Origin of the sequence: Bacillus sp. BD48 (genome assembly GCF_046566805.1) — a bacterium.
Taxonomy (GTDB): Bacteria; Bacillota; Bacilli; order Bacillales; family Bacillaceae; genus Bacillus; species Bacillus safensis.
Window position 1 is genome coordinate 817,403 of the sequence record NZ_JANGFM010000001.1, and the last position, 23,582, is coordinate 840,984.

Here is a 23,582-nt window from a genome sequence, read left to right on the forward strand (position 1 = left end):
CTTCCAAGCTTTTTTAGGATGATTGCTGAATCTGACCTACTTCTTCAATAAATGCAGCTGTCTGCTGCAAGCCATCCTGAAAATGATGGGTAGCGGAAATAAACAGCTTCTCTTGATCGGGATGCTTCAAGAGCTTCTCCACCTTACTGACCCCTTTTTCAAAGGAAGCAAGACCTGTCTTTAATTGTTGATCGGCCTTTTGATAAGCGGCTGGAACTTCTTGATGATCAAGCCCTTTTTGAATCACACGATCAAATGCTTTTGTCGCTTCTGTCAATTTTTTATTTGTTTGGATCTTTCCATGTCCATCTGAGATAAACTGATCGGTCAACTTATCATATGCTTCATTTAACTCATCCATATAAGACTGAACCCATTGTTCATACGCGGCTTCTTTTGCGTCTTGCTTTGAAGGCGATTGACCTGCTTGCTGACAGGCTGCTAGTAATGTCACTGTTAGGATAAATAGCAGCATCAAATGTGATTGTTTTTTCATACAGAGCCTCCATTTCTTTATCCCATTCGTTCATATCGGTCAAATATGAGCATCCTTTACTACATAAGAATTCTTCGCAAGAAATGATTTCTTTTATTGTAACAGACAAGCTCGTGGCACTTCTGTGATTTATGAGTAAATGGATAAAAATACGTCTAAGGATTCACATTTCCCTGTCATTTCCCAATACAACCAATAGACGACGAGACATACGTATTTGGTTTCAATGGATTTATCTTTATGATGCATTCCCCCTTTTGGCGCCTTTTGCATTGCATTAAATCCATATATGCTAAACCCACGCTTGATAAGAGGTCCAGCGGCTGCTCTGCCGCTGGCTTTTGACTAATATCTATTGCGTAGCTCCCTCAATATAAAATCGTATACGAGATTGAGCTGCTGTTCCTTTGGATACAGCATAAATTCTTGTTTCTTAGGAAGACCTCCATCCAGACGATCTTGGAATTTCGTTCGGAGATATGCTGTCCGGTGCACCTGACTCTCAAATGATTTATATGAGACATCAAGTTTGACGGTTTGCTCATTTGTAAAGGTGACCACCGTGTCTCCGAGGGATGATTCTTGGAAGGTATGAATGTATTTGTGGGAGATCCAGCCGCACTGAGGACGGTTGGATGAATAAGTTGGGAAGAAATACAGGTGATTGGATGAGTCAATCACAATTGGAGGCTTATGGGATATTCCTGTTACTTCGTATGTTCCCGCTTTTCTGCCTGCATAGCTTGAACCGAAGAATCTGCAGCTGCGTTCAATAATTTGCAGGGGTTTTAATTCAACGTAAAAGCTTGTCTCTCTTTCTATGACTTTTGAATATACTCTTTTTCCTTCTTCAACTGGAAGGACCGCCATTGTTGTTTGATTAATGACGTATGAATCTAAAGGTGTTTCACTAATTCCTGACACTTCATTTCCTCCTGTGTTAATATTTGGTTATTCAAGATACTATTAATCTATCACCAACATATAAGAAACGACAGGATTTTTTCAAAATTTATTAAAAATCATCTTTTTATCATATTTTTTAGTCCATTCGATCTATCGAAAAGCCATTTTTAAAATATATCACATCCTGTCGATTGGACAAGAGGTGTCGATTCTGCTCAAAAATAAATTGTCTAAAAATTATAAATTCTTGTTGATTTTTTCTCCGCCAATCCATATACTATAAAAAAGGCATCGGGGGGATTCTTTATGAAAGAGAAAAAAACGTATGCTGAGCTCATGAAGTCCCGCAACACCCAAAAAACCGAAGAAAACGGCGTCACCATTTTAGACATCTATATTCAAATGGTTTTAGATGAAGCGCTTTATAAACAGCGCTTAACCTTCCTAAGAGAAGAGATTGATAAGGCACTGGATCAGCGTGATGAAAAGCGATTCAATGACCTGTCAGCTCAATATGCAGAACACTGCTTACATCAATCATGATGATTTTACTTGCGGCAGAGAGACAGCAACTCGTCTCTTTACCGCAAGTTTTTTGTTTATCCATTTAAAATGGTCCCGCCATTCACATGCAGCATTTGTCCATTCATATAAGATGAGTCTTCGCTCGCTAAAAATAAATAACTTGGCGCAAGCTCTACTGGCTCACCAGGACGTTCCATTGGGACATCTCCGCCAAATTCAGAAACTTCTTTTTCCGTAAAGGTTGATGGAATCAGTGGTGTCCAAATAGGGCCGGGTGCTACCCCATTCACTCTAATCCCTTGTTTAATGAGCGATAAGGATAATGATCTCGTAAAGGTGACGACCGCCCCTTTTGTAGATGAATAATCGATCAATGTTTCATGCCCTTTATAGGCGGTGACAGATGCTGTATTAATGATACTGCTTCCTTTTTTTAAATGAGGAAGAACAGCCTTTGTTAAATAAAACATGGCAAAAATATTCGTTTGAAACGTCCGAAGAAGCTGATGCGAGGTAATTTGCTCAATGCTTTTTTGCGGATGCTGTTCCCCAGCGTTATTCACCAAAATATCAATGGAACCGAAGGCATCTTTTGTTTTTTTGACGACCTCATTTGAAAAAGCCTCATCCCCTAAATCACCTGCAATTAAGATGACACGGCCTCCCATTTTCTCAATATAGTCCTTCGTCTCCTCGGCATCGCGATGTTCACTTAAGTAAACAATGGCGACATTGGCGCCCTCCTTCGCAAATAAGACAGAGACTGCTCTTCCGATCCCGCTGTCTCCTCCGGTCACAATGGCTGTTTTTCCTGCTAACTTTTTGTCCTGCACCTCACGATCAAAGACAGGTCTGGGGTTCATTTTATATTCAAGACCAGGACGTTCATTTTGGTGCTGAGGCGGCAATGTTTTTTTCGGCTGCTTTGTTGACACGTTTGTCCACTCCTTCCTTTTATCTTGTTTATTTTTATGTGCTGGCGTCTTTTTTATGTATGCGCCCCTCTTTCCTTTCAGATGTATGATTTTCAGCGTTGTGGAAAAATTATACACAACAAGTCAAGTGGAGGCGACAACATGGAACAAGAACATAAAGGAATGGAACAGGCAAAATCGTTATGGCTGGCGGACAGTCAGAAGCATTCTTTTCCTGCTGTTAGTGAGGATCTTACGGCAGATGTGATCATTGTCGGCGGCGGTATTTCCGGTATCGCGGCGGCGTTTGAAATGACAGAGCGAAGACTAGAAGTAATCATCATTGATGCCGGTCAATTGCTGCAAGGCACGACCGGACACACAACAGCAAAAATCACCTCACAGCATGATGTATACTACCATGAGCTGATTCAACAGATTGGGATGCCAAAAGCACGTTTGTATGTTGAAGCAAATGAGAAAGCAAAAGACCTCATTCAAGCTCGTGTCAAAGAGCACAACATCGATTGTCAGTTAGAGATAAAAGATGCTTACCTTTATACAAAGGAAGAAAGCGGTGTAAAAAAGTTAAAGAAGGAATTAGATGCCTACAAACAGCTTGGTATTGACCGGGAATGGAAAACAAAGCTTCCTTTTGACGCTGACATCAAAGCAGCCCTTGCGATGACCAAGCAGGCACAGTTTCATCCCCTTCATTATCTCAATGCCCTAATCGACAAGCTCCTAGAGCGAGGTGTACGTATTTTTGAACAAACAACCGCTGTTGATGTAAAAGAAGGGAACCGGCCTGCTGTCGTCACAAAAAGCGGACATCATCTGACAGGGCGCTATGTCATTTCATGCTCACACTTTCCTTTTTATGATGGGAAAGGACTTTATTTCACCAGAATTCATCCAGAGCAGTCTTATGTCGTAGCAGTTAAAACAACCAAACCGCTCCCAGACGGAATGTACTTAGGAATTGACCAGCCTGCTCACTCTTTAAGAACGGCAGAATGGCACGGTGAAGAAGTAGTCCTCATCGGAGGAGAAGGCCATAAAACAGGACAAGGCGGAGATGAATCCGCTCACTATGAAGGACTAGAAACGTTTGGAGACGCCACTCTTGGAATAGAAGAAGTGCTGTATCGCTGGTCGACACACGATATGGTCACAATGGATCAAATCCCTTACATTGGCCGCCTGACCAAACACCATCAGAATATCTTTGTAGCAACCGGCTTTAGAAAATGGGGCATGACCACAAGCCACGTCGCAGCCACTCTTATCGGTGATTTAATAGAAGGAAAATCGAATCCATACGAATCAATCTTTACGCCATCAAGAGCTGTTACTGACTCTTTCGTCAAAGATTTCGTTAAAGAAAATGCCAATGTCGCTGCCAAGCTGATCAGTGGTAAATTCAAACAAACTGATCAAACAATCAATGATTTAAAACTAGGAGAAGGCGGCATTATCTCGTATGAACATAAAAAGTGCGGCGCCTATAAATCAGAGGATGGGAATGTCTTTCTAGTCGATACAACGTGTACACACCTAGGCTGTGAAGTGGCTTGGAATAATAGTGACCGCACTTGGGATTGCCCGTGTCACGGTTCACGTTTTTCCATTACTGGAGAAGTAGTAGAAGGCCCTGCTAAAAAACCACTAAAAAGGTCATATACAGAACAGTAAAATTTCACTCGTCCCCCTTTAAAAAATCCAATATTATCCGATAAAAAACATAAAGTCTGATATTTTTGATGATTATGGGGGGACAAACACATTGTTATTTAAAAAAGAACCGAAAAGAAAAAACACTGCTTTTTTCACACAGCAGGATGATGGGATAAAACGAATCAACTTCTCGAACAATACGGACATCGCGAAACAAATCAAAATGATCGACCTGACGCAGCATGACCTATTAATATTAAAGCAGCTCAATCCAATTGTTCAGGATGATATTGCACATATTGTTGATAAGTTTTATAAAAATTTAGAAGTCGAGTCTTCCTTGATGCATATCATTCAAGACAATAGTTCTGTCGATCGTTTGAAAAAAACACTCCGCATTCATATTAGCGAAATGTTTGCAGGTGTGATTGACGAAGCCTATGTGGCAAAACGCATTAAAATTGCGCAAGTTCATTTACGGATTGGACTCCAGCCTAAATGGTACATGGCAGCGTTCCAAGACCTTCTGCTATCAATTATGGATTTATTCGCTAACCATATCCAAGATTTCAAAGAATATCAGACAGCGGTCAAAGCGACGACGAAAATTTTAAATTTAGAGCAGCAGCTTGTCCTAGATACATTCCAAAATGAATATTCTAAAATTCGTGATGAAGCAGAAGAGCAGCAGCAGGAGCTTCATACAAAAATCACAGAGACTTCAAATTCGCTTGCTTCGCTCTTCTCAAACACAACAAGTGCAGTCGACAAGCTTGTCTCAAAATCGGATGAGATGGCGGACATGTCACAAGCTGGAACACAAATTTCAGCACAGGTCGAAGAAAAATCAATCGGCGGTAAAAAAGAATTAGAAATTCAGCAAACACAAATGAATCAAATTGATGGCAGCATGACAAAGATTGAAACAGAAATTAAGCGCCTTGAAGAAATCGCCAAACAAATTGAACAAATCTTTGGGATTGTCACAGGCATTGCAGAGCAGACAAACTTGTTATCTTTAAATGCCTCAATCGAATCTGCACGAGCAGGTGAACATGGAAAAGGTTTTGCTGTCGTTGCAAACGAGGTACGCAAATTATCAGAGGACACCAAGAAAACGGTTTCAACTGTATCTGAACTTGTCAACAATACCAATTCACAAATCGCCATTGTGTCTCAGCACATTGCCGACGTGAATTTACTTGTGACAGACAGTAAAGAAAAAATGACACAAATCAATTCACTCTTCGATGATATCGTCAGCAGCATGAACTTAAGCAAAAACCAAAACGGAAAAATTGAAATTGACCTTCAGACCTTCCTTAACGAATTGAAGGAAGTCAAACAAACGGTGTCTCAAGTTGCAAGCTCCGTCGAATCCTTAACAAGCCTGACAAATCGCTAAGACAGTCTTTTTTCTTCTGCTTTAGTATAATAGAAGAAAAGATAGAAAAGGCGGGATTTGATTGACAACAATTTGCCTAGTCAGACATGGGGAAACAGATTGGAATGCAGCGAAACGAATTCAAGGACGAACAGACATCCCTTTAAACGACACAGGTAAATGGCAGGCTGAACAAACTGGACTTTACTTAAAGGATGTCCATTGGGATGTTGTCATTTCCAGTCCACTAACAAGGGCAAAAGAAACGGCACACTTGATTTTAAATCATGTTCATGCCCCACTTGTCATCATGGATGATTTCATTGAACGAGATTACGGTGACGCTGAAGGCATGTCGTTTGAGGAGCGGCAAAAGCTGTTTCCAGATAAACAGTATCCAAATATGGAACCACTAGAGACGATTCAAAGTCGAATGTTAGAAGGAATTGAGAAAGTCAGAGCAGCCTATCCAGATCAACATGTCCTGATCGTGGCTCACGGTGCTGCTATCCATGCTTTACTCACCACTTTGGCTGATGAACATATGGGTCTACAGAACACGAGACTTGTCAATGCTTGCTTAAATTATGTGGAATGGACAGATGGTAAATGGAAGGTCCGTGATTACAACGTGGTCACCCATTTAACTCAATCCGCCCCTTCTTAAAGAGCCTGTTATCTTAGCAGGTTCTTTTTTTCATGACAAAAACAATGATAAAATAATATTTTTTTATATCGAAATTCGAAATAGATGCTAGACGATTCTACCTATTTTATGGCTTTTCGGGTATCGAATATTTAACCAGAAATGGATCATGAGAAAAAAAGCACACTTCCTTTTTAATAGATGATCGCTGAAATGATAGAATAAACATATTTTACCACCAGTTCCAAGTGACTTAATTCCCCAATTTTCGCTAGGACTTTCACAAAAATTCGGGTCTACTCTTATTTGCCTACTTCCCTTAAACTGAATATACAGAATAATCAAACGGATCATTCTTATAGACTACGGATGATTATTCTGAAATAAGAAAAAAGGGATGTGGAAAGTGCGTGAAAAAGAAAAATGTGATGACAAGTGTTTTATTGGCTGTCCCTCTTCTGTTTTCAGCAGGGTTTGGAGAATCCATGGCAAATGCCGAGACGGTCTCCAAAACAGATAGTGAAAAAAGCTATATTGTTGGTTTTAAAGCCTCTGCCACCACAAACAGTTCTAAGAAACAAGCTGTCATTCAAAATGGTGGAAAACTAGAAAAACAATACCGCCTCATTAATGCTGCACAAGTGAAAATGTCCGAACAAGCCGCCAAAAAACTTGAACATGACCCTAGCATTGCTTACGTAGAAGAAGACCATAAAGCAGAAGCATATGCACAAACCGTCCCTTATGGAATCCCTCAAATCAAAGCTCCAGCTGTACACGCTCAAGGTTATAAAGGTGCTAATGTCAAAGTAGCTGTCCTTGATACTGGAATCCACGCTGCACACCCTGACTTAAATGTTGCAGGCGGTGCGAGCTTCGTCCCTTCAGAGCCAAATGCCACCCAAGACTTTCAATCACATGGAACTCACGTAGCTGGAACCATTGCTGCCCTTGATAACACAATTGGTGTTCTTGGGGTCGCTCCAAGCGCTTCCTTATATGCTGTGAAAGTATTAGACCGTAATGGCGACGGACAATACAGCTGGATTATTAGCGGTATTGAATGGGCTGTAGCGAATAATATGGATGTCATCAATATGAGCTTAGGCGGACCAAACGGCTCAACAGCGCTTAAAAATGCTGTTGACACAGCGAATAACCGCGGAGTAGTTGTCGTTGCCGCAGCAGGAAATTCAGGTTCATTTGGCTCTACTAGCACCGTTGGCTATCCAGCAAAATACGATTCTACAATTGCTGTTGCCAATGTGAACAGTAACAATGTCAGAAACTCATCTTCTAGCGCAGGTCCTGAATTAGATGTTTCTGCACCTGGTACTTCTATTTTAAGTACAGTGCCAAGCAGTGGATACACTTCTTATACTGGAACATCTATGGCGTCTCCTCATGTAGCAGGAGCAGCAGCGCTTATTCTTTCTAAGTATCCGAATCTATCCACTACTCAGGTTCGTCAGCGCTTAGAAAACACGGCAACACCGCTTGGTGATTCATTCTATTACGGAAAAGGATTAATTAACGTTCAAGCGGCTTCTAACTAAAATAATTGTGACAAAAAAATCCGGCTGACTGAGCCGGATTTTTTGTTTATTGCTTTTTCGATGCTTCCTCTTTTTTCGCTGCCTTTTCCATATCGATGATTCTCTCCATCATCGTCGGGTGTCCATAGCGGAAGATCTTCACTAAAAACGGTGGATTTACCTGGGACAGCCCTGATTTTGCAAGCTTTTGAAAAGACGTTACGCCTGCCTCCCCGTCTTTTGTCATGTTCACCGCATATTCGTCGGCTGCCCGTTCTTGATGCCTTGACACTGCATTTGTAAAAGGTGAAGCTGCAAATGACAGCATAGATACAATGATTAAAAGAAGCGGAAGAGCAGCGATGTCGTGTGACACCTTGAGTCGAAATGAGGCTGCTCCTTTTTGATAAAGATAAAAATAAAGACGGTCGATGGCAAAAAATCCGGCCAGTGACAGCACTAAGTATCCTGCTAACCCAATATAGACATGTTTCATGACGTAATGTCCCATTTCATGCGCCATGATAAATAAAATTTCGCGGTCTTTCAGCTTTTGCAGTGTTGTGTCCCATAAGACAATACGCTTATTTTCACCTATTCCGGTAACATATGCGTTCATCGTGTTCGTTTTCTCAGACATATTGACCTCATATACATGATCTGCCGGAATATGCGCTTTGTCTGCCAGCGTTAATATCTTCTTCTCAAGAGCTTGATCCTTTAGTGGATAAAAATTGTTATATAGCGGATCAATGACGACCGGCTGTATAAAGAAGAGAAACAGCGTAACTGGAACTGTCAAACACCACGCATACAGCCACCAGCGCTTTCTTCTTTTTTGAATCAGCCAAAAGAATACAATAGCACAAAGGGCAAGGAGCGGATATTGAATCCAAAAATCCAGTGTTTGATCTTTCAACCAGCTTGCCGTACTTTGTGCAGATACTCCGTAGTGCAAAGACAGCTGATAGCCAATCCACTTAATTGGCAATGAAATGAGCATTGTTAAAAGCGACAGCACAAACACATACACAAGTTTACTTAAAAACGTGAAACGAGCTGCTGCCAGGCTCCAGTCTGCTATTTTCCGTGAAAACCCTGAAATGAGCAAAAGGAAAAAGACATACCAATCTAATGGAATTGTTATAAAATACAGCAGGTTTCGTATGTTCGAGTAATTCTCGCTGATCACAAGCTCATGACTTGTCATAAAGGTATGCGGATCTGCACTTGTCCCTTTCACACTTTCAGGAACAGATGAATCCCCCATTAAAAACAAATACGAATAAATAAAAAGACCGTACAATATGTATGCTACCGTTGCAAGAGCTACCCATTTACGTACTCGCACAGGTCAGCCTCCTTTCCATCCCTCTCTCTATTCTAATCACGCATTTTTTCCTTTAGAACCTGTCTCATGTGGCTCCATCATAGCATGCCCCATCTGAAAAAGCTTTCGCGAAAAAAATGATTATGCGGCTCAAAAATCGGAGAAGCTACATGTAAAACAGTGAGTTGGAGGATCAAAATGAAGAAAATCCTTGCAGGAGTTGTGATTTTTGGACTTTTATTAATCACCTTCTTTTATGTGTTCAGCCGGACGAGCGAAATCTTTGATGAGAATCGAGCAGAAAAATTGCTGCTCTCCCCAGCGAATGAATCCATCTCTTATGAAATAGATGATAAGGACACAGCAGAAGATTTAATTGAAGAATTAAATAAAGGCAAACAAACAAGCAATCATCTCAAAAAAAATTTAAAAAAGCCCGATTATATCGCCAAGGTGATGTTCGGACGAACCAATGGCACCACCTTTCAGCTTTGGACTAACCGATCACAGGTCGTTTTTTTAGTAGATGGGACGTTTTATGAACTGAATCAAAACCAGTCGAAATCTTTTCAGAGACAGTTAAAAGAAGCCATTCAAAAGAGCTAAAATGATCTTTTTAGCCCTTTGTCTTCTTTCAGCGTGATAGAAAACCTTGAATGCGAGGGGTAGTCTACATGCTGAGGGAGCCTCCTCATCAGAGACTCCCTTTTCTATTTACTTTCTTCTGCTTGATACTTTTCCTTTAGCGCTCTTCTTAAAATTTTACCTGTTGTGTTTTTTGGAATATCATCTATGAAATGGATCGTTTGGGGCTGCTTATATTTCGCTAAATAGCGTGAACAATGTGTGATGATGTCTTCTTGATTAATGTGAGCATGTTTCTTAGGGGAAATGTAACAGACGACTGCCTCTCCTGTGTTTGGGTCTGGCACACCGATGACGACGGCTTCTGCTACAGCTTCATGTTGATAAAGTACTTCTTCTACTTCTCTTGGATAAACATTATAACCGCCAACAAGAATCATATCCTTTTTCCGATCGACAATATAAATATATCCTTCTTCATCTCTTCTCGCCAAATCGCCAGTATACAGCCAGCCGTCTCTTAATGCAGCTTCCGTATCTTCTGGCATTTGATAATAGCCTTTCATGATGTTTGGCCCTTTTGCTATCAGCTCTCCGACTTCATTAGGACCGACTTCTTCTCCAAGTTCATTCACAATTTTATTCTTCACATTCATAATATCAGTCCCGACAGAACCCGGTTTTCTTTTTCCGTCAAGAGGATTGAATGCAGTCACTGGAGATGCCTCTGATAACCCATAGCCCTCAAGGACCGTCACTCCGAACTTTTTCTCAAATCCATGGAGTAAGGCAACAGGCATTGAGGCACCGCCTGATATACAGATTCTCACGGAAGACATTGCTTCTTCATGCCCCTCCTGGCGGTACAAATAGTTATACATGGTAGGAACACCAACAAATAGCGTTGGCTTCTCTTTTTCCATCATGTGCAAAAGCTCAGATGGGCTGAAATGCGGCAAGACATAAATTGTCGCGCCATGAATCAACGGTGCATTCATACAGACTGTTAAACAAAAAACATGGAACATTGGCAAAGCGGCAATGACCTTGTCCTTTTCGTCAATCGATAAATATTCAGCGGTGTCTCTGGCATTTGAATAAAGGTTGAGATGAGTGAGCATGGCGCCTTTTGGTTTTCCTGTCGTGCCAGATGTAAATAAAATAACTGCGGTATCATCTGGCTGAATGGAAGGATGTACGTTTTCATTCGCACCACCTGACACAAGCTTTCCAAAGAAAACAAGCCGATCAGATACTTCCTTAAAGCTTGATCTGCACGCCGATTCATTTTCTGCACATATAATGACTCTTTCAATGGACGGAAGCTGTTCATACACCTGCTCGTACACTGGCAGAAGCTGTTCAGGCGCCACAATGCCTTTTACATCGCCTGTGACGAGCATATATCCAATTTCACTAGGTGTGTATGTTGGATTAATAGGTACAACGACAATTCCTGCCTTTAATGCGCCAAAAAAAGAAATGACAAAATGCGGTGAATTTCCTAAAATAAGCGCGATATGATCCCCAGCTTGAAACCCTTCGTTGACTAATCCATCTGCAAAACGTTCGATACTTGTCATCAGCTCTCGATAGGTCCACTTCTTTCCTTCAAAGATCAGTGCGATATTTTCTCCCTTCGTCATCGCCGTCTGCTGAAGATTTTTGATCAAATCCATTCTCCCACCCCTTACGTGTCATCAATGAATGAATGACCATTCATTTTATAGCCAAACATTCCTCCTTTCTATTATAATAGACAATCGAAAAAATCCACAAGATCAAATGTAAATCGCTTTCATTTCCTTCAATCAAAAAAGCACCGCTATTCCTAGCCGTGCTTTCCCGGAATTAATAAATCAAATCAAGAAAATCCTCTTTTGATACGTTGCCGAAATAGTGACGCATGTCCATATCTTCTAAGACGTCGCTGATCGTTTTACGATCATATTGCTGTCCAATAAGTCTCTTTTCAATATCGGCAATATCCCCTACGCCAAAGAAATCACCAAAGATTTTGCAATCCTGAATCATCCCTTTTTTCACTTCTAATCGCAAATCAATGGAGCCTGCAGGGAATCTCTTAGAATGCTGCAAATTAAATTTCGGTGAACGGCCGTAGTTCCATTCCCATTTTTGATAGCGATCTCGGGAAATTTCGTGAATCTTTTCCCAATCCTTTTCAGTCAGGCGATATTGAGGCACATCCCCATTTGTATCAAAAATGTAGCTTAAAAGAATTTTTCTAAATTCTTCTGTTGTCATTTTTTGATCCATCAGTTCACTAATATTGGCGACCCTGCTTCTAATCGATTTGATGCCTTTTGATTCAATCTTTTCTTTTTTCACATTTAAAGCCGAAACGACATGTTCAATTTCTGAATCAAATAGCAGTGTGCCATGGCTGAAAATACGTCCTCTTGTTGCGAACTGGGCATTTCCAGAAATTTTACGTCCATCTGCCATGATGTCATTTCTGCCGCTCAATTCAGCTTTGACGCCTAGCTTTTCAAGCGCTTTGATGACTGGCTCCGTGAACTTTTTAAAGTTATGGAAGCTGTCTCCATCATCTTTTGTAATAAAGCTGAAGTTTAAGTTTCCTTTGTCATGGTAAACTGCACCACCGCCGGATAAGCGGCGCACGACTTTAATTCCGTTGTCTTCCACATACTTCGTGTTGATTTCTTCTATTGTATTTTGGTTCTTTCCAATAATAATCGATGGCTGATTGATGTAAAACAGTAAATATGTTTCTTCTGGATCTAAATATTTTAAGCAATATTCTTCAATTGCCAAATTAATCATTGGATCATAATGTTGTTCGTTATCGATAAACAGCATCTCTATCTTCCTTCCTTGTTCCATCTAAGCCCTGAATGGGCAAGCTGTATACTGCCAGTATATAACGCCTGTGCTTCATTGACTAGGTCTTTATGACGGCCAAAATGGGGCAGATGAGTGATGATGAGTTCCCCAACATCTGCTTCCTTTGCAATCTTCCCTACTTCCGTGCTGTTCATATGTCCTGCACCTGATCCGTCCTGTCCAGCGTAAAAATTGCTTTCGGCAATGAGCAGATCTGCCCCCTTGCTAAATGGTATAAATGTGTCCTGATAGCTTGAGTCTGCTGTATACACGACCACAGCATCCTCTGCGTGAATTCTCATAGCATAGCACTCTGCCGGATGAATCGTTTTCAAAAAATCAATTTGAAATGGTCCGAGCTGCATCCCTTCTTCCGGCTGGTAAGGCTTTGCCTTTGTATGTACATCATCAGAAAGCCGTCCAAATGCTTCTTGATCACCAGTATGTCCATAGATCGGAAGCGGGCCGCTGCTTTTTCCTAAATGATATCCCACTAGCTTCGCATATTGGAGTGGTCCGATATCAGCAATATGATCGTGGTGATAATGAGAAAGGAGAACAGCATCTAGTTCTTCTATATCAATGTATTGCTGCAGCTTTGAAAGAACACCGCTTCCGCAGTCTACAAGAAGACGAAAGCCATCTGATTCAAAAAGGTAGCCTGATGTCGCTTCACCAGCTGCTGGAAACCCTCCATAGCATCCAATCACGGTTAATTTCATCGTCATTTTTCCCTCCTTTTCTAAAAATCCCCTTCTTACAATATACCCATTTTTCGTGGAAAAAGCATTCTTCCTGCCTATTGTTGCAAAACAGATTGACAATTACTAATCTGTTATAATACAATAATAGCAACAAAACGTATTGGAGGATGACAAATGCTAGGAAAAATCACAGAGTTTTTTAGAAATTTGCCCTCAAAGAAATGCACAAAATGTGGAAATGATTTAATGGAACAGCACGAGTGTTACGGTAATGAATGTGAGGAATGCTCACAAGTAAGTTATCTTAAATAAGGGAATAAATTGAATTAAAAAGCACTTTTTTCCTCCGTCGTCAGTTGGAGTCAAAAGTGCTTTTTATTTTTTCTGAAAAATAGGTAAAAAGGTAAAAGCCTTGTCACAAAAGGGTTTTTTAGTATTTTCAGATGATGAGTTTTAGTTCTGAAGACACTTTTTATTGACTCGAAACAATGAAGGAGGTTCTAAATGTCTATTTTTTCTAACAATTTTGTATTTTCTTAATATAATTTTATCGTGGACGAACCTCTTTAATTTTAGTTATACTTTAATTCATATATTAAAACTTAATATGATGGGAATATTCCTTTAATGAATATGTTAGGGAGGAAATCTATGAAAAAATTAAAATTTGGATTGGCTACTCAAATCCTAATCGGCCTTATTCTCGGTGTCGTTGTTGGGGCGATCTTTTTTGGTAACCCAGGTGTCGAGACATACTTAAAACCAATTGGAGACTTCTTCTTAAGGCTCATCAAGATGATTGTCATACCAATTGTCGTATCCAGCTTAATTTTAGGTGTTGCAGGTGCGGGTGATGGTAAAAAAGTAGGAAAACTTGGTTTTAGAACCATTCTTTATTTTGAAATTATCACAACATTTGCGATTGTCCTTGGTCTTGTGCTTGCCAACTTTGTACAACCTGGTGCAGGCGTTGACTTTGGAAATACGGAAAAACAAGATATTAGCCAGTATGTTGAAACGGAAAAAGAGCAAAGCAGCAAATCAGTTGCTGATACGTTCCTTCATATCGTTCCAACGAACTTCTTCCAATCATTGGCGGAAGGTGATTTGCTTGCGATTATTTTCTTCACTGTGCTATTTGCACTTGGCGTTTCAGCCATTGGTGAACGCGGCAAACCAGTGCTCGCCTTCTTCGAAGGTGTATCACATGCCATGTTCCATGTCGTCAATGTTGTGATGAAAGCTGCGCCATTTGGTGTATTCGCACTCATTGGTGTGACCGTATCAAAATTTGGTCTTGAATCTCTTATTTCATTAGGTAAGCTTGTAGGTCTTGTTTATTTTGCGCTCGCTCTCTTCCTTATCGTTGTATTCGGAATTATCGGAAAGATGATTGGCGTCAATATTTTCAGATTTCTTGCTTACATGAAAGACGAAATGCTTCTTGCCTTTAGTACATCCAGCTCTGAAACAGTTTTACCAAGAGTCATGGATAAAATGGAGCGCATCGGATGTCCAAAAGGGATTGTTTCGTTCGTTATCCCAATCGGTTATACGTTTAACCTGGACGGCTCCGTCTTGTATCAAGCCATTGCTGCGCTTTTCCTTGCACAGGTATATGGCATTGACCTCACGATCGTCCAGCAGCTTACACTTGTTCTTGTACTGATGGTAACATCTAAAGGAATGGCTGCCGTTCCTGGTACTTCATTTGTTGTATTACTCGCGACATTAGGAACAATCGGTGTCCCTGCTGAAGGTCTTGCATTTATTGCAGGTGTGGATCGTATCATGGATATGGCGCGGACTGTTGTGAACTTAACAGGTAATGCACTTGCAGCTGTTGTCATGTCTAAATGGGAAGGGCAGTATGACCCTGAAAAAGGACATCGTGTGATGACTGGACAAGATGCACCTGAACCAACACAGCTTTCAAGCTAATGAAAAAGAACCCCTTCTATCGGGGTTCTTTTTTTATGCTGTGATTAATGTTGATTGGACATAGTGATAAAGAAGATTCGCTGTATGGACAAGTGAATCTTCATGTGTTCTTTCAAAAGCATGAGAGGAATCTATACCAGGACCAATCAGTCCATGAATGATGTCGTGCCCTGCTCTAATGGCAGCTGATGCATCAGATCCATAATAAGGATAAATATCAAGGCGATAATCAATGTTGTTCTCTTCTGCTAATGCGGCTAAATGCTTGCGTAGCCCATAGTGATAAGGACCGCTCGAATCCTTTACACAAATCGATACACTGTATTCATCTGTTGATTGACCGTCACCGATCGCGCCCATATCTACAGCGAGATATTCCACCGTTTCTTCTGGAATATTCGAGTTTCCGCCATAGCCAATCTCTTCATTATTAGAAATTAAGAAGTGCGTCGTATGCGGCAATGTGATATTTTCCTTTTGAATTCGGTGAATGAGCCGCAAAAGCAGCGCCACACTTGCCTTATCATCAAGATGTCTTGATTTAATAAAACCTGAAGACGTCACTTCCACTCTCGGATCAAATGAGATAAAGTCCCCTACTTGAATGCCAAGTGCTTTGACATCATCTGCATTTTTCACCTTTTCATCGAGACGAATCTCCATATTTTCTTGATTTCGTTTCGCTTTTCCAGCATCCGCATAAACATGAACGGATGTTTGATGCATAAGAATAGTGCCTGTGTATGTATGGCCTGATGCTGTTTCAATTTCACAATATTCGCCTTCAATTGAGTTATATTGAAAGCCTCCAATGAGTGAAAGACGAAGCCGTCCATTTGATTTAATTTCCTTAACCATCGCACCGAGCGTATCGACATGCGCTGTCAGCATGCGGTGTTCCTTGTCATCTGTTCCTTTAATTGTGGCAATTAATCCGCCTTTTCGATTTCGTTTTGTCTCAATATTCAAATCTTGTAAAAAACGTTCAACAAAGCCGATCACTTTTTCTGTATTTCCTGATGGACTTGGGATAGATACGAGCTTTTGAATCAGCTGAACAGTTTCATTTACTTCAGTTGTCATTCGGCATTTCCTCCTTTGTCTGAAAGCAATTCCTTCCATGTATGCCTTTTTCAGCATCTCTTCTTAAAATATATCGCTTCAGGTTCGAGATGTCTAATTTCAAATGAAAAATCCTTTCTCTATAAAGAGAAAGGATTCAGATTGTTGACAAAGGGCTAAAATGATCTTTATTTTAGCTCTTTGTCTTCTTTTCAGCGTGATAGAAAACCTTTGCAGTCTAGGAAGGACGGCTACTTTTGCGGAGCGAATTTGACATTCGTGAGCACCAGCGCGCAGGACTGACAAAGAATGCGAGGGTTTGTCTACACGCTGAAGCCTTTCTCTTTAAAGAGAAAGGCTTCATAGATTAAGCTTCGTCCTGTTTCATTTTTCTTACGTTCCAAGCAAAGTATGCTGTTGTTGCCGCCATCATGATGATCGCAACTGTTCCAAGGATCGCTGCTTGGTGCCATAAATAGCTGTTATCACCGCTTGCAATGATCGTTCTAAATCCATTGATTGTGTACGTCATTGGAAGCAGACTATGAATGACTTGGAAGAATTTCGGCACAAGCTCAAGCGGGAATGTACCAGCACTTGCTGCGAGCTGAAGAACCAAGATAATAACAGCAATGAAGCGTCCTGGGTTCCCCATAGTTGTCGCTAGCAGTTGAATGATCGCTAAGAATGTCAGACTGACGATGATCGCAAAGAGATAGAAGCGCCAGAGGCTTTCCACCTCAAGACCAAGCCCAAAGATGAGCATGGAGCTTGCAATAACTGCTTGCAGAATACCGACAAGTAGGAGCACGCTATATTTGCTGACAAACCATTCAAATGCATTTCTAGGGCGTCCAGCAGGGTCTTTCATTGGGAATACAACGGTGAGCATGAGAGCCCCTACAAAGAGTCCCATTGATAAAATATAAGGTGTGAGCCCTGTACCATAATTATCAATCTTTTTCGCTGTATCATTTTCTGTTTTCACCGGACTTGCAATCATATTGTAATTGTCTTGACCCGCATCAATTTCTCCTGTTTCATCAGCGGCGCTTTTTAATTTATCGGACAGCTTACCTGTACCGCTCTTTAAATCGCCCAATCCTTTATCGAGTGATTTTGAGCCTTCAGCAAGCTTAGAAGTGTTGCTTTGAATATTCGTTGAACCACTTTCCAGCTTATTTAACGCTGCGCTTAGCTGGCTTGAACCATTGGCAAGCTTATCCGCACCGCTTTTTGCTGTATCAAGCTTTCCATTTGCTGTCTGCAGACCATCTTGTAATTGGCCTTGACCTGTTTGAAGCTTTAGTGCACCTTGATACAATTGATTCGTACCAGATGTCATTTGATCAATTGCATTTTGTATCGCGACTGTAGATGTGTACAGCTGTTCCGTTTTCTTTGGCAGCTGTTTGACTTGTTGCAGCTGAGCTTTTGCAGAGGCAACCGCAGATTGAACCTCACTTGCATCAGGCAGTTCCTGCAAGGCCGCTAAGCTTTGTTCAAGTCCAGACAGATCAGGCAGTTCGATTTTAGGCAGACTGTCAAGCTGATCCATTGCCGCCTTTTTCTCTTCATCTGTCATAGAGCTGTTTTGGATGATGCTTTTTACTTTAGCATCTCGATTCGATAGCGCTTCTTTTAATGAAGCAAGTTTTGTACTAAACGTTTTTGCGTCTTTTTTCACCTGATCGAGTTTAGGCGCCATCTTTTCAAGATTCGCTAATTCTGGTGACGACAAGACTTTTTCTACTGCTTCAATTTTTTCTGAAAAAGATTGTGCTTTGTTGTTTAGCTGCTCAATACCCGCTGTGAATTGCGGCATTTTAGAAGCGAGCTGCTGATGACCTTCGCGGCTTGTGTTTAACCCTTCAGTCAATGTATCAATCCCTGTACCAAGCTCTCCAAATTTCTGATCGATGGTTTGATAGCCTGTTAAGAGCTGGCCAAGTCCGCTGTCAAGAGATTGTATCCCTGTGTTCAATTCACCCATTTTACCAGCAAACTGATGAACACCTTCGCTATAGGTTAATGTTCCTTCAGCCAATTTTGCTAAATTGTCCTTTAACTTGTTACTGCCATCTTTTGCACTTTTTGTTCCGTCATCAATTTTCTTCGCACCATCGCTTGCTTGATCTAAACCTTTTGCAATCGTTTTGAAGTTATCAAAAATGACCTCTGCGTAATTTTTTGTGACTTCCTTTGAAACCGAATCTTTTAATTTGATAATGGCATTATTCGCAATTTGTGACGCCGCATAGTTGGCGCCTGGATTCGTGTAATATTTCAGATTCGATTTTTTTGGATGTTTATCGAGGACTGTACTTGCATTTTTCGAGAAATCCTTTGGTATTTCCACGACGAGATAATAATCCTCATTATTTAATCCCTTCACTGCCTTTTCTTCACTATCGACAAAGTTCCATTTGAAATTATCGTTTTTCTTTAATTCCTTCACTAAATCATCGCCGACATGCAGTGTCTTCCCGTCATAATGACTGCCTTCATCCAAGTTGACAACCGCTACAGGCAATTGATCAACTGTACCATATGGATCCCAGTACGCTTTTAAAAATACGCCACTGTAAATCAGCGGAATAAATAAGACAGCTAAAATCGGGATCAGTAGTTTTTTGCTCGTCACAATGTCTTTCCATTGATTCCGAATTAAATTCATTGCTGTTTTCCTCCCATAGATGAATGACTAAATTTAGAATTTGGTCATTTGAACTTAAAAAAAATTATGTTGCTGCTGAAAGTCCTTTAAGTACATAAAGCTCCAGCGACTCGGCCACCTCTTCTTTTGTTAAAGGCTCGTATCGCTTTTCCCAATCAAAAATAAGTGCAATATATAGTTTCACCATCACAAATGCAGTCAATTCAGGATCACATGGCTTAATATCGCCTTTATCAACCGCTTCTTTTACTTTCGTTTTGATATAGCGGATGATCATTTGCTCCATCTTCTCAATCATTTCTTTGACCGCTGATGTGCCAAGCTCTGCATTTTCCTGAAAGATTTTGATTGTGAGCTGGTGGTTTTTTCGAAATTCTAATATTGCAAAGAGTGCTAAATGAAGGTTTTCTGAGAAACTATTCTTCTCATCTATCGCTTCATCTGCAATTTTCCTCATCTCCATTAACAGTGATGTGAAAATTTCATCGAACAGCTCTTCTTTGTTTTTGAAAAAGGTATAAATGGTTCCTTTTCCAACGTTGGCAAGCTTCGCCACAAGGTCCATTGTGGTTGCTTTATACCCGAATTGAGTAAACGCCTTTGTAGCTCCATCTAAAATCATTTGTCTCCTATCAACACTCATGATCTCACTCCCAAAATGACTATTTGAACGTTTCGGTCATTAAGTACAGAAAGTAATATACCACATCCTTTTCCCCGGATGCAACAACTTTGTTCACTTTTATTATTCACAACTCTTTCTAAATGATTCGAACATGAAAAACTCCCTTTCCTTGATAGAAAAGGGAGCTTGTTTTATGAAAATAGATAAGATACAGCTTCTGAAATAGCGGCTTTTCCTTGATCAATACAATCAGGGATTCCGACACCTTCAAAAGCAGCACCTGTGATATAAACACCAGGGTATGATTGCTTAAACGTTTCTCGCATGTTCGAAATGGCTTTTTGATGACCGACGTGATATTGCGGCATGCTGGTCTTCCAGCGAGTCACTGTCGTCAGTTCTGGATCTGCTTTAATATCCATGATTTTTTTCAAATCCTCCAGCACGATGCTGACGATTTGATGGTCTGACTGCTCGACAATTGATTCGTCGCCAGCCTTCCCTACATATGCACGCAATAGCGTTTTTCCTTTAGGTGCTGTATGCGGCCATTTTTTGTTCGTCCAAGTACAGGCTGTAATAGAGAAATCACTGTTTCTTGAGATGACAAAACCAGTGCCTTCATATTCATTATGAACATCCTCTTCTTTAAAACCGAGTGCAACCGTTGCAACAGAAGTAGATGTCATATCACGCAAGTATTCAAGCCCTGCTTCTTTTGGAAACATAGAATAGATCGATTGATGCGGAGTTGTCACAATGGCTGAATCGGCAAAAAGCGTTTGACCGCTGTCTAAATGCACACCGTAGCCTCCATCTGTTTTTTCAATCTTCTTCACTTTTGTCCCTTTATAAACCTTTGTCAGCTTGAGCTTGCTTTCTACTGCTTCAACAAGCGCTTGAAGTCCTTGATTGATCGTTTGGAACTGCCCTTGCTTTTTCGCTGTCACTTGCTGCGCTTTCGCATGCTGCTGTGATTTTTTCATCCCAAGAATCAAACTGCGATGCTTCTGTTCTGTTTGATAAAACTGCGGGAAGGTGGACATTAAGCTGAGGCGGTCAATGTCACCTGCATAAATGCCTGATAGAAGAGGCTCGATTAAATTCTCAACAACTTCATCACCGACACGTCTTCTAAAAAATTCACCGAGCGACTGATCTTCTGTCTGTTTGCTTTTTGGCAGAACGAAATCCATTGCGGCTCTCGCTTTTCCTGCAACTGAAAAAAGACCGGTTGTGATGAATGGGCTGATTTGAGTTGGAATACCCATTACAGCGCCTTTTGGCATCGGGTGAAGGGTTTCATTGACTAGTACATATGCTTGCCCTGTTTCATTATTGACGAGCTGATCCGAGAGACCTGCATCTTTCGCCAGCTGCGGTCCACTGACCTTTCTTTCTAAAAATGAATCAGGTCCACGTTCAATGATGTAGCCGTCTTTATATAGTGTTTGTATTTTTCCACCTAGCCTAGGGCTCGCTTCAATAAGAGATATTTGAATTGGAAGACCTTTTTCTTCGACTTCCTTTTCCAAATAGAAGGCGGCGGCTAAACCAGTGATGCCACCGCCAATGATGACAAGGTGTTTTTGATTGTCATGCATAGGATCGCCTTCTTTTATATAATTACTTGCTTTCGTCAAGCTTCTTTAATACGACAGTTGCCAGAGCATCAATAAATGCTGGTTTCGCATTTGGCATTTCTGGACGATAGTAGGCTGCACCGATTTCATCTGTCACGACTTTACATTCATAATCGTTGTCGTATAACACTTCAAGATGGTCAGCGACAAACCCAACAGGCACATATACGAACGTTTTATAGCCTTTTTGTTCGAATAGGTCCCGTGTTAAGTCTTGAACGTCTGGTCCAAGCCATGGATCAGGCGTGTTGCCTTCACTTTGCCAGCCAATTTCATAATGTTCAATTCCAGCACCTTCTGCAATCATTTTGGCAGATTGTGCGAGCTGATCAGGATACGGGTCTCCTGCTGCAATAATTTTTTCAGGAAGGCTGTGTGCAGACACAATGAGCACTGCCGATTCTCTTTCCTCTTGACTCATCGATGCATACGTATCCTTCACTTGTTTCACCCAATAGTCCACAAACTTCGGCTCATCGTACCAGCTTTCAACAGACGTAATCTTCAGATTGCCAAGCTTGTCTGCCTCATCTTGTGCACGTTTGTTATACGATTTCACGCTAAAGGTTGAGAAATGCGGCGCAAGAACAATACTCACTGCTTCTGTGATACCGTCTTGGTGCATTTTTGCAACTGCATCCTCAATGAATGGCTCGATATGTTTTAAACCAATATAGACATGAAATTCAATGTCGTCTTGGATGTCGTTCAAATGATCACATAAACCATTTGCCTGCTGTTCTGTAATTTTTGATAAAGGAGAAATACCGCCGATTGCCTTGTAGCGATCTTTCAAATCTTGCAGCATCTCTGGCTCCGGCTTTCTGCCTCTGCGGATATGTGTATAATAACGCTCAATATCTTCTTCTTTATATGGGGTGCCATATGCCATGACAAGAAGTCCCATTTTCTTTTTCTCCACAACCAACACTCCTTCAGATCAGTTGAAATAGTTTAGATGGATGATTTTTTATGTTTCGCTGAATAATCGTGAATAAAATCTGTCAGCTTCTTTAACGTAACTGGTGAAACATCAGGAAATACCCCATGGCCTAAGTTAAAGATAAAGTGATCTGATTTCATTCCTTGATCTAAAATATCTTTTGCTCTTTCTTCAATGACTTCCCAAGGAGCAAGTAAGATGGTTGGATCAAGGTTCCCCTGTAATGTTTTTGTGAGCCCTTCTTTTCTCGCTTCGTCTACACTCATACGCCAATCCAGTCCAACCACATCTAGCGGTAAGTCATGCCAGTCTTTCGCTAGGTGGCTTGCACCAACTCCATACATGATCATTGGTACGTTTTCAGACTTCAGCTCTGTGAAAATTCGCTGCATGACAGGCTTAATGAATGTCCGGTAATCTGCTGCATTTAAAGCGCCAACCCATGAATCGAAAATTTGAAATGCACTGACCCCTGCTTTTACCTGCGCGCGTATGTACGTGATCGTCATATCAGCTAATTTGTTCATGAGCAGCATCCACGCCTCAGGATCACTGTACATCAGTGCCTTTGTTTTATGATAATTTTTAGATGGGCCGCCTTCAATCATATAGCTTGCCATCGTAAATGGTGCGCCAGCAAAACCGATGAGTGGAACATTCAGCTGTTCCTTCGTTAAAAGCTGAATGGTATCAAGCACATATGGCAGGTCTTCTTCTGGATGAAGTTCCCCAAGACGTTCGATATCTGCTTTTGATCGAATTGGTGCATCAATTACAGGTCCAATTCCATTTTTAATTTCAACGTCCACTCCAATAGCCGGAAGCGGGGTCATAATATCTTTATATAAAATAGCGGCATCTACACCATATTGTTCTACAGGAAGTCTTGTTACATAAGCACATAGCTCTGGCTGATGCGTAATTTCAAATAGCCCGTATTTTTCTTTAAGGGCACGATATTCAGGCTGTGAGCGTCCTGCCTGTCTCATATACCAAACTGGTACATGGTCTGTTTTTTCCCCTTTACACGCCTTTAAGAACGTGTCATTAAAAACCTTCGTTTTTCCCATTACCTTTCATTCCACCTTTCGCCTTACACTCTCTTTGTATAAGGCTCAAACACT

General features: G+C 40.9%; 21 protein-coding genes and 1 pseudogene. 9 read left to right on the plus strand and 13 right to left on the minus strand.

Going from position 1 to position 23,582, the window contains the following annotated elements; translation table 11 throughout:
* Window positions 1-13: 13 nt before the first annotated feature.
* Entirely contained in the window at window positions 14-496 is a 483-nt protein-coding gene (locus tag ACLGGR_RS04225) for a hypothetical protein (RefSeq protein ID WP_142944440.1), read from the minus strand.
* A gap of 345 nt (window positions 497-841) precedes the next feature.
* Window positions 842-1,420: a competence protein ComK gene (locus ACLGGR_RS04230; protein WP_024425481.1), complete on the minus strand. Its 579-nt coding sequence runs from the start codon at window positions 1,418-1,420 to the stop codon at window positions 842-844.
* A gap of 288 nt (window positions 1,421-1,708) precedes the next feature.
* Between ACLGGR_RS04230 and ACLGGR_RS04235 the strand changes: the two genes are divergently transcribed.
* Entirely contained in the window at window positions 1,709-1,945 is a 237-nt protein-coding gene (locus tag ACLGGR_RS04235; RefSeq protein WP_008348804.1) for an IDEAL domain-containing protein, read from the plus strand.
* A gap of 56 nt (window positions 1,946-2,001) precedes the next feature.
* Here ACLGGR_RS04235 and ACLGGR_RS04240 read toward each other — a convergent pair whose 3' ends face one another.
* Window positions 2,002-2,862, minus strand: coding sequence for an SDR family oxidoreductase (locus ACLGGR_RS04240; protein ID WP_323647341.1), 861 nt, complete (start codon window positions 2,860-2,862; stop codon window positions 2,002-2,004).
* Window positions 2,863-3,003: 141 nt separating this feature from the next.
* Between ACLGGR_RS04240 and ACLGGR_RS04245 the strand changes: the two genes are divergently transcribed.
* The 5 genes and pseudogenes from ACLGGR_RS04245 to ACLGGR_RS04265 all read left to right on the plus strand — a co-directional run bounded on the left by ACLGGR_RS04245 (window position 3,004) and on the right by ACLGGR_RS04265 (window position 8,104).
* The gene (locus tag ACLGGR_RS04245; protein ID WP_410972557.1) at window positions 3,004-4,536 is read left to right on the plus strand and encodes an FAD-dependent oxidoreductase; all 1,533 of its coding nucleotides are present in this window, start codon (window positions 3,004-3,006) and stop codon (window positions 4,534-4,536) included.
* A 91-nt stretch (window positions 4,537-4,627) separates the two neighbouring features.
* Window positions 4,628-5,167 (plus strand): annotated as a pseudogene (locus ACLGGR_RS04250) (protoglobin family protein); the annotation flags it as partial.
* Window positions 5,168-5,407: 240 nt separating this feature from the next.
* Entirely contained in the window at window positions 5,408-5,923 is a 516-nt protein-coding gene (locus ACLGGR_RS04255; RefSeq protein WP_394336034.1) for a methyl-accepting chemotaxis protein, read from the plus strand.
* Window positions 5,924-5,984: 61 nt separating this feature from the next.
* A complete protein-coding gene (locus ACLGGR_RS04260; RefSeq protein ID WP_251215703.1) occupies window positions 5,985-6,569 on the plus strand; it encodes a histidine phosphatase family protein in 585 nt (194 codons plus the stop codon).
* A gap of 389 nt (window positions 6,570-6,958) precedes the next feature.
* Window positions 6,959-8,104, plus strand: coding sequence for a serine alkaline protease SapB (locus ACLGGR_RS04265; RefSeq protein ID WP_410972558.1), 1,146 nt, complete (start codon window positions 6,959-6,961; stop codon window positions 8,102-8,104).
* Between the two features lie 46 nt (window positions 8,105-8,150).
* Here the strand turns inward: ACLGGR_RS04265 and ACLGGR_RS04270 are convergent, their stop codons facing one another.
* A complete protein-coding gene (locus tag ACLGGR_RS04270; protein WP_410972559.1) occupies window positions 8,151-9,434 on the minus strand; it encodes a M48 family metallopeptidase in 1,284 nt (427 codons plus the stop codon).
* Window positions 9,435-9,611: 177 nt separating this feature from the next.
* On the opposite strand from ACLGGR_RS04270, the gene ACLGGR_RS04275 reads away from it, so the two are divergent.
* Window positions 9,612-10,019 (plus strand): YhfM domain-containing protein, encoded by a 408-nt coding sequence (locus tag ACLGGR_RS04275; protein ID WP_142944435.1) that lies wholly within the window; start codon window positions 9,612-9,614, stop codon window positions 10,017-10,019.
* A gap of 104 nt (window positions 10,020-10,123) precedes the next feature.
* Here ACLGGR_RS04275 and ACLGGR_RS04280 read toward each other — a convergent pair whose 3' ends face one another.
* From ACLGGR_RS04280 to ACLGGR_RS04290, 3 genes are all read right to left on the minus strand, one after another.
* A complete protein-coding gene (locus ACLGGR_RS04280) occupies window positions 10,124-11,677 on the minus strand; it encodes a fatty acid--CoA ligase family protein (RefSeq protein WP_142944434.1) in 1,554 nt (517 codons plus the stop codon).
* A gap of 172 nt (window positions 11,678-11,849) precedes the next feature.
* Window positions 11,850-12,839 (minus strand): lipoate--protein ligase, encoded by a 990-nt coding sequence (lplA, locus tag ACLGGR_RS04285; RefSeq protein ID WP_024425472.1) that lies wholly within the window; start codon window positions 12,837-12,839, stop codon window positions 11,850-11,852.
* Between the two features lie 2 nt (window positions 12,840-12,841).
* On the minus strand, window positions 12,842-13,585 hold the full coding sequence (locus ACLGGR_RS04290) for an MBL fold metallo-hydrolase (protein WP_410972617.1): 744 nt from the start codon (window positions 13,583-13,585) through the stop codon (window positions 12,842-12,844).
* 156 nt (window positions 13,586-13,741) lie between these two features.
* Here ACLGGR_RS04290 and yhfH point away from each other — a divergent pair, with 156 nt between their 5' ends.
* Both yhfH and gltT read left to right on the plus strand, forming a co-directional pair.
* The gene (gene yhfH, locus ACLGGR_RS04295; protein WP_008359029.1) at window positions 13,742-13,879 is read left to right on the plus strand and encodes a protein YhfH; all 138 of its coding nucleotides are present in this window, start codon (window positions 13,742-13,744) and stop codon (window positions 13,877-13,879) included.
* A 339-nt stretch (window positions 13,880-14,218) separates the two neighbouring features.
* Entirely contained in the window at window positions 14,219-15,508 is a 1,290-nt protein-coding gene (gene gltT / locus ACLGGR_RS04300; protein ID WP_142944432.1) for a glutamate/proton symporter GltT, read from the plus strand.
* Window positions 15,509-15,541: 33 nt separating this feature from the next.
* Here gltT and ACLGGR_RS04305 read toward each other — a convergent pair whose 3' ends face one another.
* From ACLGGR_RS04305 to hemE, 6 genes are all read right to left on the minus strand, one after another.
* Window positions 15,542-16,591 (minus strand): M42 family metallopeptidase, encoded by a 1,050-nt coding sequence (locus ACLGGR_RS04305; RefSeq protein ID WP_410972560.1) that lies wholly within the window; start codon window positions 16,589-16,591, stop codon window positions 15,542-15,544.
* A 346-nt stretch (window positions 16,592-16,937) separates the two neighbouring features.
* Window positions 16,938-19,247 carry a YhgE/Pip family protein gene (locus tag ACLGGR_RS04310; protein ID WP_410972561.1) on the minus strand — a complete coding sequence of 770 codons (2,310 nt, stop codon included), beginning with the start codon at window positions 19,245-19,247 and terminating at the stop codon, window positions 16,938-16,940.
* A 64-nt stretch (window positions 19,248-19,311) separates the two neighbouring features.
* On the minus strand, window positions 19,312-19,890 hold the full coding sequence (locus tag ACLGGR_RS04315) for a TetR/AcrR family transcriptional regulator (RefSeq protein WP_410972562.1): 579 nt from the start codon (window positions 19,888-19,890) through the stop codon (window positions 19,312-19,314).
* A gap of 173 nt (window positions 19,891-20,063) precedes the next feature.
* A complete protein-coding gene (gene hemY, locus ACLGGR_RS04320) occupies window positions 20,064-21,476 on the minus strand; it encodes a protoporphyrinogen oxidase (protein WP_142944429.1) in 1,413 nt (470 codons plus the stop codon).
* 22 nt (window positions 21,477-21,498) lie between these two features.
* Entirely contained in the window at window positions 21,499-22,437 is a 939-nt protein-coding gene (gene hemH / locus ACLGGR_RS04325; protein ID WP_251215707.1) for a ferrochelatase, read from the minus strand.
* A gap of 32 nt (window positions 22,438-22,469) precedes the next feature.
* Complete coding sequence (gene hemE / locus ACLGGR_RS04330; RefSeq protein WP_410972563.1) at window positions 22,470-23,528, minus strand: uroporphyrinogen decarboxylase; 1,059 nt, start codon at window positions 23,526-23,528, stop codon at window positions 22,470-22,472.
* Window positions 23,529-23,582: the final 54 nt, after the last annotated feature.